This window comes from Micromonospora sp. WMMD1102 (assembly GCF_029626265.1).
Classification (GTDB): domain Bacteria; phylum Actinomycetota; class Actinomycetes; order Mycobacteriales; family Micromonosporaceae; genus Plantactinospora.
The window spans coordinates 7,985,536-7,999,247 of the sequence record NZ_JARUBN010000001.1 but is presented as its reverse complement, the minus strand read 5'-3'; the positions used below and the strand labels follow the sequence as shown (position 1 = coordinate 7,999,247).

General features: G+C 72.5%; 11 protein-coding genes. 2 read left to right on the top strand and 9 right to left on the bottom strand.

Going from position 1 to position 13,712, the window contains the following annotated elements; genetic code table 11:
- Positions 1–47: 47 nt before the first annotated feature.
- The 3 genes from ftsH to O7626_RS36335 all read right to left on the bottom strand — a co-directional run bounded on the left by ftsH (position 48) and on the right by O7626_RS36335 (position 3,313).
- Complete coding sequence (gene ftsH, locus O7626_RS36345; protein WP_278065470.1) at positions 48–2,078, bottom strand: ATP-dependent zinc metalloprotease FtsH; 2,031 nt, start codon at positions 2,076–2,078, stop codon at positions 48–50.
- A 425-nt stretch (positions 2,079–2,503) separates the two neighbouring features.
- Positions 2,504–3,079 carry a hypoxanthine phosphoribosyltransferase gene (gene hpt / locus O7626_RS36340; RefSeq protein WP_278065469.1) on the bottom strand — a complete coding sequence of 192 codons (576 nt, stop codon included), beginning with the start codon at positions 3,077–3,079 and terminating at the stop codon, positions 2,504–2,506.
- Positions 3,080–3,181: 102 nt separating this feature from the next.
- Positions 3,182–3,313 (bottom strand): hypothetical protein, encoded by a 132-nt coding sequence (locus tag O7626_RS36335; RefSeq protein WP_278065468.1) that lies wholly within the window; start codon positions 3,311–3,313, stop codon positions 3,182–3,184.
- Positions 3,314–3,496: 183 nt separating this feature from the next.
- Here O7626_RS36335 and O7626_RS36330 point away from each other — a divergent pair, with 183 nt between their 5' ends.
- Positions 3,497–4,486: a helix-turn-helix domain-containing protein gene (locus O7626_RS36330; RefSeq protein WP_278065467.1), complete on the top strand. Its 990-nt coding sequence runs from the start codon at positions 3,497–3,499 to the stop codon at positions 4,484–4,486.
- Positions 4,487–4,650: 164 nt separating this feature from the next.
- On the opposite strand, the gene O7626_RS36325 is transcribed toward O7626_RS36330, so the two are convergent.
- The 4 genes from O7626_RS36325 to dacB form a co-directional block, all read right to left on the bottom strand.
- Complete coding sequence (locus tag O7626_RS36325; RefSeq protein ID WP_278065466.1) at positions 4,651–6,312, bottom strand: gamma-glutamyltransferase family protein; 1,662 nt, start codon at positions 6,310–6,312, stop codon at positions 4,651–4,653.
- A 9-nt stretch (positions 6,313–6,321) separates the two neighbouring features.
- Positions 6,322–7,374, bottom strand: a complete 1,053-nt coding sequence (gene tilS / locus O7626_RS36320) for a tRNA lysidine(34) synthetase TilS (protein ID WP_278065465.1) — start codon at positions 7,372–7,374, stop codon at positions 6,322–6,324.
- Between the two features lie 7 nt (positions 7,375–7,381).
- Entirely contained in the window at positions 7,382–8,452 is a 1,071-nt protein-coding gene (locus O7626_RS36315) for a zinc-dependent metalloprotease (RefSeq protein ID WP_278065464.1), read from the bottom strand.
- 96 nt (positions 8,453–8,548) lie between these two features.
- Positions 8,549–10,030, bottom strand: coding sequence for a D-alanyl-D-alanine carboxypeptidase/D-alanyl-D-alanine-endopeptidase (dacB, locus tag O7626_RS36310; RefSeq protein WP_278066478.1), 1,482 nt, complete (start codon positions 10,028–10,030; stop codon positions 8,549–8,551).
- 642 nt (positions 10,031–10,672) lie between these two features.
- Between dacB and O7626_RS36305 the strand changes: the two genes are divergently transcribed.
- The gene (locus O7626_RS36305; protein ID WP_278065463.1) at positions 10,673–11,179 is read left to right on the top strand and encodes an inorganic diphosphatase; all 507 of its coding nucleotides are present in this window, start codon (positions 10,673–10,675) and stop codon (positions 11,177–11,179) included.
- Between the two features lie 73 nt (positions 11,180–11,252).
- Here O7626_RS36305 and O7626_RS36300 read toward each other — a convergent pair whose 3' ends face one another.
- Together O7626_RS36300 and eccD are read right to left on the bottom strand one after the other, a co-directional pair.
- Positions 11,253–12,101, bottom strand: coding sequence for a serine protease (locus O7626_RS36300; RefSeq protein WP_278065462.1), 849 nt, complete (start codon positions 12,099–12,101; stop codon positions 11,253–11,255).
- A 168-nt stretch (positions 12,102–12,269) separates the two neighbouring features.
- Positions 12,270–13,697: a type VII secretion integral membrane protein EccD gene (gene eccD / locus O7626_RS36295; RefSeq protein ID WP_278065461.1), complete on the bottom strand. Its 1,428-nt coding sequence runs from the start codon at positions 13,695–13,697 to the stop codon at positions 12,270–12,272.
- Positions 13,698–13,712: the final 15 nt, after the last annotated feature.

Below are 13,712 nucleotides of genomic sequence, written 5' to 3'. Positions count from 1 at the left end.
GGACAGGCCGCCGGCGTTTCCGCCGGCGGCCTGCTGGTTCGCTGCGCTCAGTGTGGGCCGTCCGAGTTGGGCGCGGTGTTGTTGGCGGCGTTGCCGCCTCCGATTGTCGCCTGCACCCCGTCGGCCTCCGCCTGCGCCTTGAGCTTCTCCTTCTCCCCCGGAGTGAGCACCGGCGGTTCGGTCGACGGCTGCCGCTTGCCGAACCCGTTGTACGGGGCCATCGGCGGCCGCTTGACCACCCGGGCGCAGATCCGCGCCATGTCGGCGGTGGAGAGGGTTTCCTTCTCGATCAGCTCCAGTACGAGGTTGTCCAGGACGTCCCGGTATTCCACCAGGATCTCCCAGGCCTCGTCGTGAGCCAGCTCGATAAGCGACCGGATCTCCGAGTCGATCTCGGCGGCGACCGCGTCGGAGTAGTCCCGCTCGTGGCCCATGTTCCGGCCCAGGAACGGCTCGTCGCCGCTGGTGCCGTACTTGATGGCGCCGAGCTTGCTGCTCATGCCGTACTGGGTGATCATCGCTCGGGCCAGCGCGCTGGCCTTGACGATGTCGTCCGCCGCACCGGTGGTGGGCTCGTGGAAGACGAGTTCCTCGGCGGCCCGGCCACCCAGCGCGTACGCCAGGGTGTCGATCATCTCGGCCCGGGTCTGGGTGTACTTGTCCTCGGTGGGCAGCACCAGGGTGTGCCCGAGGGAGCGGCTCCGGGAGAGGATCGTGACCTTGTGCACCGGGGCGGAGTGCGGCAGCGCCCAGGCGACCAGGGCGTGCCCGCCCTCGTGGTAGGCCGTGATCTTCTTTTCCTTGTCGCTCATCACCCGGGTCCGGCGCTGCGGGCCGGCGACCACCCGGTCGATCGACTCTTCGAGCGACTCGTTGGAGATCGCCCGCTTGTCGCTGCGGGCGGTCAGCAGCGCCGACTCGTTGATCACGTTGGCCAGGTCGGCACCGGTGAAGCCGGGGGTACGCCGGGCCACCGCGTCGAGGTCGACGTCGGGCGAGAACGGCTTGCCCTTGGCGTGCACCCGCAGGATCGCCTTGCGGCCCTCCATGTCCGGGGTGTCGACCGCGATCTGCCGGTCGAACCGGCCCGGCCGCAGCAGCGCGGGGTCGAGGATGTCCGGCCGGTTGGTGGCGGCGATCAGGATCACGCCGCCCTTGGTGTCGAAGCCGTCCATCTCGACGAGGAGCTGGTTGAGCGTCTGCTCCCGCTCGTCGTGGCCGCCGCCCATGCCGGCGCCACGGTGCCGGCCGACCGCGTCGATCTCGTCGACGAAGACGATCGCCGGGGCGTTCGCCTTGGCCTGCTCGAAGAGGTCGCGGACCCGGCTGGCGCCGACACCGACGAACATCTCCACGAAGTCGGAGCCGGAGATGGAGTAGAACGGCACCCCGGCCTCGCCGGCCACGGCCCTGGCGAGCAGCGTCTTACCGGTACCGGGCGGGCCGAAGAGCAGCACGCCCTTGGGGATCTTGGCGCCGAGGGCCTGGTATTTCGCCGGGTTCTGCAGGAAATCCTTGATCTCGTGCAGCTCCTCGACGGCCTCCTCCGAGCCCGCGACGTCCGCGAAGGTGGTCTTCGGGGTGTCCTTGGTGATCATCTTGGCCTTGGACTTGCCGAAGTTGAGCACCCGGGAGCCGCCGCCCTGCATCTGCGACATGAAGAGCAGCAGCAGGATCACGAGGATGACGATCGGCAGCAGGTTGACCAGCAGCGAGACGAACAGGTTGTCGCCGGAGACCTCGGTGTCGATCGGACCGGTGATCCGGCCGGCCGCCTTGGCAGCGGCCACCGAGTTCCAGACCTCGTCGCCCACCTCGTAGGGGAACTGGGCCTGGATCTTGTCCGTGTCGGTGTCGCCGAACTTGGCCGAGTTCTTCAGGTCGAGCTGGAGCGTCTGCTCCTTGTCCTGGAAGATGGCCTTCTCGATGTCACCCTTGTTGAGCTGGTCGAGGACCACGTTGGTCTCGACCTTGTGATAGCTCGGGCCGCCACTGAAGACTGAGCTGAGCGCTATCGCACCGATGATCACCAGGATGATCCAGACCACCGGGCGGCGGAAGAAACGCGTACGTTCCATGCTGTTGTCGAGCGCCGTAACGCCCGGACCCTCCTGATCGACGTCCTGATCGTCTGGTTGCCTTCTGCCGCCGCCGGAGCGGCGGGCCGAAACCGTCCCCGGAGAGCCGGCCTCGACGCCGGGCGCTTGGTACCGCGCCGCGGTCATTCGACGGTACACCGTGAACGCGAGGAGCGGCCCTGCGAGCCCTGGGGTAACAGGTCCGCTTCCGTCCGGGTGCCGGGTGGCGGCGGACCGGTGCCGGAGCGACCCGATCCGGTACGCCCCATTTTTCGGGTCAAACCGGGCAGGAAGCCCGGCGCGGGATGCTTCCGCGCCACCACCGCATACCGTAACCGCGTTTCCTGGGAGCGCGCTGTACGTACACTCGATATTTCGCCGCTGACATTCAGGATGGTCAGGGCGTACCGGACAGGATGCCGGGATCAGGACCGGGCGTAGACCTCCGGCTTGAGCACGCCGACGTAGGGCAGCTCGCGGTAGCGCTCACCGAAGTCGAGTCCGTAGCCGACCACGAACTCGCTCGGGATGTCGAAGCCGACGTACTTCACCGGGACCGAGACCTTGATCGCGTCCGGCTTCCGGAACAGCGTCACCACCTCGACGCTGGCCGCCGACCGGGACTCCAGATAGCGCAGCAGCCAGGAGAGGGTCAGCCCGGAGTCGACGATGTCCTCCACCACCACGACGTGCCGGCCGGCGATGTCCCGGTCCAGGTCCTTGCGGATTCGCACCGTGCCGGAGGAGGTGGTGCCCTGCCCGTACGAGGAGAGGGCCATGAACTCGAGTTCGGCCGGGGGCCCGTACCGGCCGAGCGCGCGGGCGAAGTCGGCCATGAACATCACCGCGCCCTTGAGTACGCACACCAGCAGGATTCCGTCGGTGTTGCCGGCGTAGTCGGCCGCCACCTGTTTGGCCAGTTCCGCGATCTTCTCCCGGATCTGCTCCTCCGAAATGATCACGTGGTCGATGTCGGCGTCGTACCAGGAGCCCTGAGCCATGCGCCTAGCCTGCCGTACGCCGCTTCGCGCCCGTCGCCGGGGCGGCACCTTCGCGAGGTGCCCACCCCGGCTGGCCAGGCGCGGGCTGTGCGGCACGGTTCGTCAGCCACGGGGCGACGACCGCCAGCCACCTTCGCTGGGCCGCCAGTCGGCCGAGTCACGGCTGTCGGCGGGAAGTCCGAGCATCGAGGCGAGGAGCAGGACGACGAAGAAGAGCGGGACGAGGAGTTCCATGGCGGCGTGACCTCTCGAATCGGGTGGCCAAGCTCGCGATCACGGGCCTGACCAGGTCTTTTCGGTTCGCCGCCGGTGCGCACCGGCTTGTGATACCTAGTCTGCGCCGTCCGGTGCTATGCAGACAGTGGCAGCTTTGCCATGCAGCATCGATTTCCTGCCAGTCTCGGTTATCATCGATACATGCTCCGCAACGTGGCTGTGATCGCCCTGGACCCGGTGGCCCCCTTCGAGCTGGGCGTCCTCTGCGAGGTCTTCGGAACCGACCGGACCGTCGACGGCTTCCCCGGTTACCGGTTCGACCTCTGCACCCACGACGGCAGGCCCGTCGGGACCCGCTCCGGCTTCGGGCTCACCCCGAGCGCCGACCTGACCCCGGTCGAGGACGCCGACCTGGTCGCCATACCCGCCGTGCACAGCATCGGCGCCCCGATCCCGGAGAACGTACTGGCGGCGCTGCGCCGGGCCGCCGACCGCGGGGCGTACGTGCTGAGCGTCTGCTCCGGCGCGTTCGTGCTGGCCGCCGCCGGGCTGCTGGACGGGCGCGAGTGCACCACCCACTGGAAGTACGCCGACCGGCTGGCCGAGATGTATCCGCTGGCCAAGGTGCGGTGCAACTCGCTCTACGTGCAGGACGGCAACCTGCTCACCGGAGCCGGCACGGCGGCCGGGATCGACGCCTGCCTGCACCTGGTCCGCCAGGAGCACGGCTCGGCGCTCGCCACCAAGCTCGCCCGGCGGATGGTGGTGCCGCCGCACCGCGACGGCGGGCAGGCGCAGTTCATCGAGGCACCGATCGCGCCCACCCCGGCCGCGCCCACCCTGAAGCCGGTGCTCGGCTGGCTGATGGAGCACCTCGACCGGCCGGTGAGCGTCGAAGACCTGGCCGGGCGGGCGCACATGGCACCCCGGACCTTCGCCCGCCGGTTCCGGGCCGAGACCGGCACCACCCCGCACGACTGGATCACCAACCAGCGGGTGCTGCTGGCCCGCCGGCTGCTGGAGGAGACCGACCTGAGCATCGAGGCGGTCGCCAACCGGTCCGGCTTCGGCGACGCCGCGACCCTGCGGCACCACTTCGGCCGCCGGATCGGCGCCACCCCGCACGCCTACCGGTCGACCTTCCGGGACCGCCTCCCGACCATCACCACCCCCGAACCGGCCACCGCCTGAACGACAGCGCGCGGCGCACCCGCGGCGCATCGAACCGGCCACCGCCTGAACGAAAGGGACGCACCCGCGGCATCGCATTGGGCGCGGGTGGGCGCACAGACGGGGCAGCTCGACAGTCTCGTGCGCGAGTGTTCCGGCCCCGGCCAGCGGCACCCGACCGCCGGTCAGTAGCCGACCGCGCAACCGTCCGCCCGGGGTTCCGAGCCGGCCACGTAGCCGCCGTCGGGCAGCCGCCAGATCGCCTGGCCGTACCCGAAGGCGGAGGCGTCCGGCTCGACGGTGACCTCGTGCCCCCGCGCGCGCAACCCGCCGACCACGTCCGGGCCCACCCCACCGGACCAGGCCCCGCCGGATCCCAGGCCCGGCTCGACCAGCAGCGAGCGGCCGGCGTGCCAGTACCAGCGCGGCCGGTCCAGCGCGGCCTGCGGGTCGAGCACGTCGTCCACGGTCGCCGAGACCACCTGCAGGTGACCCTGCGGCTGCATATGCCCGCCCATCACCCCGAACGGCCCCACCGGCTCGCCGTCCCTGGTGAGGAACCCCGGGATGATGGTGTGGAACGGGCGCTTGCCCGGCGCCACCACGTTCGGGTGGGTCGGGTCGAGGCTGAACCCGGCACCCCGGTTCTGCAACCCGAAACCGAGCCCGGGCGGCACCACGTACGAGCCGAAGCCGAAGTAGTTGGACTGGATCAGGCTCACCATCATCCCGCCCTGGTCGGCGGCGCAGAGATAGACCGTGCCGCCCCGGGCCGGGTCACCGGGCGGCGGGGTGCCGGCGGCGCCGGTGACCAACCTCCGGCGGCCGGCGGCGTAGTCCCGGGTCAGCAGCTCGGCGGTCGGCACGGAGACCCGGTCGGGGTCGGCGACGTACGCGTGCGCGTCGGCGAAGCCGAGCTTGACCGCCTCGACCTGCCAGTGCAGCCGCTCGACCGGATCGAGCCCGGCCAACTCCACCCCGTCCAGGATGTTCAATGCCAGCAGTGCCGCCACCCCCTGCCCGTTCGGCGGCAGTTCCCACACCTCGTGTCCCCGGTAGCCGGCCCGGACCGGTTCCACCCAGGTCGAGGCGTGCCCGGCCAGGTCGTCGCCGCCGAGCAGCCCACCGGTGCGGGCGGCGTACCCGGCCAGGGTCTCGGCGATCCGGCCGGTGTAGAAGTCCGCGGCCCCGGTCGCGGCGATCCGGCGCAGCGTGCCGGCGGCGTCCGGGTTGCGCCAGCGCTGCCCGACCCGGGGCGCCCGTCCACCGTCGACGGTGAAGACTTGGCCCCATTCGGCGTACTCGGCGCCGGTCAGCCCGGCGTGCAGTTCGACCGAGCGGGCCCAGCCCGCCGCGACCCGGGGCGAGACCGGGAAGCCGTGCTCGGCGTAGCCGACCGCGTCGGTGAAGAGTTCGGCGAAGGGCAGCCGGCCGAACCGCTCGTGCAGGTCCCGCCAGCCGGCCGGCGCCCCGGGCACCGTCACCGGCAGCCAGCCCCAGGCCGGCATCGCCGGCCCGACCGCCTGCGCGCCGCCGTGCCCCGGGGTCGGCTCGGCGCCCCGCCCGCCGGTCGCGGCCAGCACCAGTTCCCGGGTCAGCCGCGCCGGTGACCGGCCGGACGCGTTCAGCCCGTGCAGCCGCTCGCCGTCCCAGACGATGGCGAAGAGATCGCCGCCGACGTCGTTGGAGCCGGGCTGGACCACGGTGAGCGTGATCGCGGTGGCCAGTGCGGCGTCGACGGCGTTGCCACCCCGGCGGAGTACCGCCAGCCCGGCGGCGGCGGCGAGCGGTTGGCTGGTGGCGACGGCACCGTGCGGGGCGAGGAGCGGCTGTCGGGAGGCGGGCATCCCCCATGTCTACTCCGCGAGCAGCACCCCGCCACGCCGGGTCGCCCGGATGCCGCCGGGCAGATGCACCGCGCCCTGGCCGCGCCACGCGGTGACCAGCGCGTTCAACGCGGCGATGTGCCGGTACGACAGCGCGGCCGGCGCCGCGCCCAGCTCCCGGCACCACAGGTGCAGCACCCGGGTACGCACCGCCGGCGGCATCCCGGCCAGCACCGGCACGGCCAACCGCACCGTCCCCCGCGACTCCCCGGCCGACCCGACCTGCGACTCCCCGGCCGACCCGATCCGCGACCCGTCGGCCGGCCCGATCCGCGCCTCGGCGTAACCGGTGCGGGCCAGGTCGTCCAGCGCGGCACCGTCCTCGGCGGCCAGCCGGGCGGTACGGGCCAGGTTGTCCAGCACCCCGGGGCCGAGCGCCCGGACCAGCACCGGCAGCACGTCGGCCCGGACCCGGGCCCGGGCGTACCGGTCGTCGACGTTGTGCGGGTCCTCCCACGGGGTCAGCCCGAGCAGCGCGCACGCCTTGCGGGTCTGCGCACGGGTGATCTCCAGCAGCGGACGGGCCAGCGCCACCCCGGCGTACTCCCGGACGGCCGGCATCCCGGCGAGCCCGCGCGGGCCGGAGCCCCGGGCCAGCGCCAGCAGCACCGTCTCGGCCTGGTCGTCCCGGGTGTGCCCGAGCAGCACGGTGCTGGCGTCGTGCCGGCGGGCGGCCTCGACAAGCGCCTGGTACCGCGCCTGGCGGGCGGCCGCCTCCGGCCCGCCGGACCGGCCGCCGACCTGGACGGTCGCCACCTCGACCGGCCCGAACCCCTGCCCGCCGGCCCACCGCGCGACGTCGGCGGCCCGCCGGTCCGAGCCCGCCTGGAGGCCGTGGTCGACGGTGACCAGCCCGGCCGGCACGCCGAGCCGGGGGGCCACGAAGGCGGTGCCGGCGGCCAGCGCCAACGAGTCGGCGCCACCCGAGCAGGCGACCAGGACCGGCCGGTTCCGGGGTACGCCGGAAAGCGCCCGCCGGACGGCGACCCGGATCGCCGCGACCGGCGGTGGCAGGGCGGCCACGGACGGGTCAGCCGGTGGCGGCGACCGGGCCGACCGGGCCGTGCACCCGGGTCACCCAGGCGTCCGGGTCGGAGAGTTCGTCCAGCCGGGGCAGGGTGAGCGGCGAGCTGAAGATCTTGTTGAAGCCGTCCATGCCGACCCGGTCCACCACGCCGTGCACGAACTTGCGGCCCTCGGCGTACTGGCGCATCTTGACGTCCACCCCGAGCAGCTTGCGGATCGCCTTTTCCAGCGGGTTGCCGGACTCGCGTCGCCGGTTGAACTTGGCCCGGATCGACTCGACGCTCGGAATGACCTCCGGCCCGACACCGTCCATCACGAACTCCGCGTGCCCCTCCAGCAGGGTCATCAGCGCGGTCAGCCGGTCGAGTACGGCCCGCTGGCCGGGCGTCTGCACGATGTCCAGCACGCTGGCCCGGCTCTCCGGGTTGCGGACCGACTCGGAGAGGGTGCCGACGCCGCGGCGGAGCCGGTCGAGGAAGTTGTCCCCGCCGGCCTGGGAGGCGTCCACGAACGCCTGCACCTCGCCGAGGAAGTGCCCGCGCATCCACGGCACGGCGGTGAACTGGGTCCGGTGGGTCACCTCGTGCAGGCAGACCCAGAGCCGGAAGTCCCGCGGATCGGCCTGGAGCTTCCGCTCCACCTCGACGATGTTCGGGGCGACCAGCAGCAGTTGGCCGGGGTCGGCGGAGAAGACCTCGTACTGGCCGAGGACCCGGCCGGAGAGGTAGGCCAGCACGGTGCCGGCCTGCACCCCGGTCAGCCGGGAGCCGATGCTGTCGGTGATCACGCCCGGCGGCCTCTCCCCGGAGAGCCGGTTGATCAGCGGAGTGATCACCTCACGCAGCCCGGCGATGTTCGTCGCCGCCCAGTCCCTGCGGTCCACCACCCGTACCGGCGGATGGGCCACCTGCGGCCGCAGCCCGGTGTACGCGAGCACGTGACCGGCCGCCTCGTCGGTCAGCCGACGCAGCTCGGACACCACCTCGGTCGCCTCGTCGTACGAGACCCGTGGTCCCGACTTACCCAACGCCCCTGCGGTGGCGGCGGCCAGATCCCAGTCCACGAACTGCGCCATACCACCACCGTACCCGCCCCCTCACACCCCTATCCGGGTGAAAGGAAGGGCCCCCGCTTATCGGATTCTGTAGAAGCGGGGGCCCTTCCTAACGGGTCAGCGGCAGCCGCACCGGGCCAGCGTGGTGGCGATCCGGTCCAGTTCGGGCTGCGCCTGGTCCTGCCCCACCGGCACCTTGTTGGCGAGTACGGCGAAGGCCAGCAGCCGGCCGTCGGCGGTGGTCACCACCCCGGAGATCGCGTGCACCCCGCTCAGCGTGCCGGTCTTGGCGCGTACCACACCCGCACCGGCCGTGGTCGCCTTCGCGCCGGAGCGGTCGAACCGGTCGCGCAGCGTGCCCGACCAGGCCGCCACCGGCAGTCCGGGGAAGAGGCCGGCGAGTTCCGGCCGGTCCGGCTTGGCGGCCATCGTCAACACGTCGGTGAGCAGGCTCGGGGTGACCCGGTTAGCCCGGGAGAGCCCGCTGCCGTCGGCGAGCGCGCTCTCCGCCGCCGGCAGCCCGAGTTCGCCGACCACCTGGTCGACCGCCTCGGCGGCGCCGACGAACGAGGCCGGCTTGTCCCGGCTCAGCGCCACCTGCCGGGCCAGCGCCTCGGCCACCACGTTGTCGCTCTCCCGGAGCATGTACTCGACCAGCCGGATCATCGGCGGCGACTCGACCCGGCCGAGTAGGGTACCCGGGCTCAACGTGCCGGGGCTGGCGCTGGCCGCCGCGGCCGGTGCGGTGGCGGCGGCGGCCGGTGCCTTGCCGATCACCACCGCCGAGTTCGGCAGCCCGAGCAGTTTGGCGAAGGCCCGCCCGGCCGCCTCGTCCGGCTTGGCGTACCGCTCCTGGCCCCGCCCCTTGTCCTGCGGGTCCTTCCGGGCGCCGTCGGTCATCAGCGCCGTGATCACCGCGCCGAAGCCGCCGGTCGGGATGTCCGAGTCCCAGGCCGGCTCGACGACCGGGCCGGGGAAGAGGGTCCCGTCGACGACCACCTTCGTCGGTGCGGTGCCGCCCAGCGCTTTCTTGACCTGGGCTGCGAGCCGGTCCAGCCGGCCGGCGCCCGGGTACCAGCCGGTCGCGTTCACCGCCAGCGTCGGGTCACCGGCACCGATGATCACCACCTCGCCCGGGTTCGCCCCGGCCACCGCCCGGGTGCTGATCCGGTACGCCGGGCCGCGCGCCTCGAGTACGGCCGCCGCGGTGACGAGTTTGGTGGTCGAGGCCGGCACGGTCGGGGTGTCCTGACCGTTGGCGTAGAGCTGTTCCCCGGTGACCGCGTCGACGACCGAGATGTTCACCTCGTCGCCGAGGGCGCTGGAGCCGAGCAGCGGGGCCAGCGCCGCCCGCACCCCCGCCGGGGTGGGAGCCGGGGCGCTCGCCCCGGCGGCCGCGAGTACGGGTGGCGGCGGCGGTTCGCTCGGGTCGGCGGCACCGGGGGTGGCCGGGGCGTTCCCGCCGAGCCAGCCGTCGACCGGGCCGGGGCGGACCACCGCCAGCCCGGCGACCGCGAGCGCGAGCACCAGGACCGTGCCGAGCACCCCGAGCAGCCGTCCCCGGCCGCGCCGGGCCGTCGGCGGTACGTCGCCCGGCAACGCCCCGCCGGCGGCTGCCCCGGCCGGGGCACTGGCTGCCGGTGTCGGCGTACCCGATGGGTTGCCGGCAGGGGTCGATGGGTTGCCGGCCGGGGGCGGCGTACCCGGACCGCCCGGACCGCCCGAAGGGCCGGGCCAGGCCGGCGGCGCGGGCCGCTCCGGCCAGCCGGCGGCACCGGCCGGCGGGATCGGCAGGTTCTGCCCGGACCAGGCGGTGGCGCCGGCCGGCGGGGTGGCCCGGCCGGACGGGGCCGGCGGACGGTGTGCGGTGCCCGGCGGCGGGAGGTTCGGCGGTGGGGTGTGCGGCGGGATCGGTGGTGGGATCGGTAGGCTGGTCGGCAGCGGTACGACGGCCCGGCCCCGGACCGGCGCGGATCCGGTCGGCGGTGGCGGCCCGCTGGCCCCGGGCACCACCACCCGACCCTGAGCGGGATGCTCCGGCGGGTCCTCTCCGGTCAGGCCCGAGTGTGAATCTTCACTCCCCACCGGCCCCTCCTCCCCGTCGAATTCTGCCTAGGCGACACTACTTTGGTCCGAACACCGCTCGGAGGCCGGCGGCAAGGTGAATCGCGAGATCACCCGCGCAGGTGCCGACCGTTGTGGTTCCGTTGGCCAGCGCCGGCAAACGAGGGAGCGTGCGAGATGGATTTCGACGTCACGGTTGAGATCCCCAAGGGTCACCGCAACAAGTACGAGGTGGACCACGCGACCGGCCGGATCCGGCTGGACCGCACCCTCTTCACGTCGACGCAGTACCCGGCGGACTACGGCTTCATCGAAGGCACCCTGGGTGAGGACGGCGATCCTCTCGACGCTCTGGTACTCGTACCCGAACCCACGTTTCCAGGGTGCCTCATCCGCTGCCGGACGATCGGCATGTTCCGGATGACGGACGAGAAGGGCGGCGACGACAAGGTCCTCTGCGTACCGTACGAGGACCCGCGCCAGGAGCACCTGCGCGACATCCACCACCTGGGCGAGTTCGACCGGCTGGAGATCCAGCACTTCTTCGAGGTGTACAAGGACCTGGAGCCAGGCAAATCAGTCGAGGGCGCCACCTGGGTCGGTCGGACCGAGGCGGAGGCGGAGATCCGGAGCTCCTACCGCCGCCACCGGGAAGCCGTCGAACGGGGCGAGACACCGCACTGAGGCGGCTCGGCAGCCAAGGACCGGGGGTACCCACCAGCAGGCGGGCACCCCCGGCAGGCCTGGATCAGGATGCCTAGCCGTTGATCACGTTCATGGCCCACGCCCAGTAGAAGTCGGTCGACGTGTACACCGTGTCCGTGTTGAGGCAGCCGCTTTCGCCGCCGCTACGGCTGGTAACGCCGACGATTCGCCACTGGCCGTTGACCTTCCACAGCACCGGGCTGCCGGAGTCGCCGTTACACACACCCGCGGTGTCGCCCTTCGACCGCTCGACGCAGACGTCGCCGATCGTCGCGTCGTACTCGTCGCCGAAGTAGCAGTCCGAGAGTGGCAGCATCTTCCCGTCGAGCTGCAGTACCTGGCGGGGCACGCTGGTCGCGTCGCCCTCGACCGTCCAACCCCAGCCGATCGCCCGCACCACGGAGTTCGCGGCCGGGGGCCGTACGCTGGCGATCGGCTGCTGCGTCGACGGGCTCGCCAGCTTGATCAGCGCGATGTCGCCGTAGCTCCGGTCGTCCTCGAAATCCCAGTAGGGGTGCACCACGAACTGGGCCGCGTCAATCGTGGTGCCGCCCAGGTAGTCGTTCGAGCCGAGGCTGACCTTGAAGTCGGCGGCGTTGCGCCCCACGACGCAGTGCGCCGCGGTGACAACCCACAGCGGGTCGATCAGCGCGCCGCCGCACCGGTGCGGGGTCGGCCGGGTGCCCTGGTCCTTGTACTGCAGCGAGGCGTGGAATTTGTACTGCTCGGTGGCAGCATCCCCGCCGATAATCCGAGTCTCGTACTCACCGTCGTTGGCGTGCGCGGTTCCCGCACCCGCCAGGGTCAGCGCTGCGGTCGCGGCGAGCGCGAGAGCGGTGCTGATCAGTTTCCTCGCCATGTCGTCCCTAACTTGAGAGGTCGGCATGGCCCGGTCGGCCATGCCGGCCAGTGATGCTAGGGGACGACAGCTTCAGATCAGTGTCATATCCCGCCTAATCAGGCTAGCTGCCAGCAATGGGTGCAGGCGGAGGAAACCCAGCGCGCGGGCTGAATCCGGGCGAGCCGGGGGATCTCTTGCCAACCCCGCCCCGGAGCCAATTCTGACAACTCAGCCGAGCAGGCCGCGGGCCTGTGCGTACAGGCCCAGCACCGCGCAGGCCACCGGCACCACCGCGATCACCATCAGGGTGTCGACGATGTCGGCGGTACGGCCCAGGTAGGGGCCGGGTTCCCGCTTCGAGTACGTCGCGGCGGCCCCGACCACCACCAGGGCGAGCACCAGGCCACCGGCGGTGAGCAGCAGCAGGCCGGTCTCCTGCATCCGGAACAGCAGGGCGATCCCGAGCACCACCGCGGAGCCGATCCCGGCGGCCATCAGCGGCACCCGCTGCCGGACGGTGACGAAGAGCCGGGAGCGCAGCAGCAGCGCCGCCGCCGACACCGCCACCATCAGCCGGCCGGAGAAGCTGTCCGAGACCACCAGCACCAGCGCCGCCACCAGGGCGAGTACGGCGTGTCCGACGAGCATCCCGGTGAGCATCTCCTCGGTCCGGGCGACCGCCGCGAAGACCCGCCCCCGGTCCGGCCGCTCCCGCACGCCGCTCGCCACCGGACTGGCCGCCGTGAAGCCCTCCGCCGCCTCGGCACCGGTCGGCAGCGTGATCGGCGGCATCGGCAACTTGCCGAACCGGATCGCCAGCAGCGGCAGCATCCCGATCGCGCAGACCAGCAGGGCCATCAGGATCGCCGCAGACCCGGCTGCCGAGACCGCGAAGCCGATCAGCGCGGTCACCGCGCCGAGCAGCCCGACAGAGACACCGGCGGCGAAGACCCGCAGCCCGGCGGCGACCCCGACCATGCCGAGCACCGCGACCAGCAGCAGCGCGACCGAGCCGGCCAGTGCCTCCGCGGCGCCGAGCCAGCCGACCGGGCCGACCACCCCGACCGGGTCACCGGAGGCGACCAGCAGGGCACCGCCGAAGAAGGCGAACGGCAACGCGTACCCGCCGAGGGCGGCACCGGCGGTGGCGTCCCCGTACGCCCGGGAGGCCACCACCGCGGCGAGCGACAGCAGTACGGCCGCACCGAGCGCGACGAAGGCGCCCAGTTGCCAGGCCGGGCCGCCGACGACCACGGCGAGCAGGCAGACCGCGAGCAGGCCGCCGGCCGCGCTCAGGGTGCCGATCCGGGTGTTCCGCCCGGACCAGGTGCTGCCCCGGCGGCGCGCCCCGTCGGCGATCGCCTCGACCACGTCGTCGTACTCCAGCTCGGGCCACTGCGCCCGGGCCGGCACCAGGTGCAGCACGTCTCCGTCCCGTACGCCCTGCGGCAGCAGGGCCTTGCCGGCGGCCAGCGGCTCCCCGTCGGTACGGCGCAACAGCCACCCGCCGTGCTTCTCGCCGTCGTCGGCCAACCCCTCACCGGCATGCCGCAGGACTTCGGGCAGGAGTTCGGCCAGCGGCAGGTGTTCGGGCAGCGCGACGTCCACCCGTCGTTGCGGCGCGCTGATCGTGACGCGGGCGAGCCCGGTACTCATCGACAGTCCTCCATC

Excerpts from the sequence above, each read along its gene's own strand:
- ftsH (WP_278065470.1), bottom strand. The coding sequence starts at position 2,078 with ATGGAACGTACGCGTTTCTTCCGCCGCCCGGTGGTCTGGATCATCCTG.
- hpt (WP_278065469.1), bottom strand. The coding sequence starts at position 3,079 with ATGGCTCAGGGCTCCTGGTACGACGCCGACATCGACCACGTGATCATT.
- O7626_RS36335 (WP_278065468.1), bottom strand. The coding sequence starts at position 3,313 with ATGGAACTCCTCGTCCCGCTCTTCTTCGTCGTCCTGCTCCTCGCCTCG.
- O7626_RS36330 (WP_278065467.1), top strand. The coding sequence starts at position 3,497 with ATGCTCCGCAACGTGGCTGTGATCGCCCTGGACCCGGTGGCCCCCTTC.
- O7626_RS36325 (WP_278065466.1), bottom strand. The coding sequence starts at position 6,312 with ATGCCCGCCTCCCGACAGCCGCTCCTCGCCCCGCACGGTGCCGTCGCC.
- O7626_RS36315 (WP_278065464.1), bottom strand. The coding sequence starts at position 8,452 with ATGGCGCAGTTCGTGGACTGGGATCTGGCCGCCGCCACCGCAGGGGCG.
- O7626_RS36305 (WP_278065463.1), top strand. The coding sequence starts at position 10,673 with ATGGATTTCGACGTCACGGTTGAGATCCCCAAGGGTCACCGCAACAAG.
- O7626_RS36300 (WP_278065462.1), bottom strand. The coding sequence starts at position 12,101 with ATGGCCGACCGGGCCATGCCGACCTCTCAAGTTAGGGACGACATGGCG.
- eccD (WP_278065461.1), bottom strand. The coding sequence starts at position 13,697 with ATGAGTACCGGGCTCGCCCGCGTCACGATCAGCGCGCCGCAACGACGG.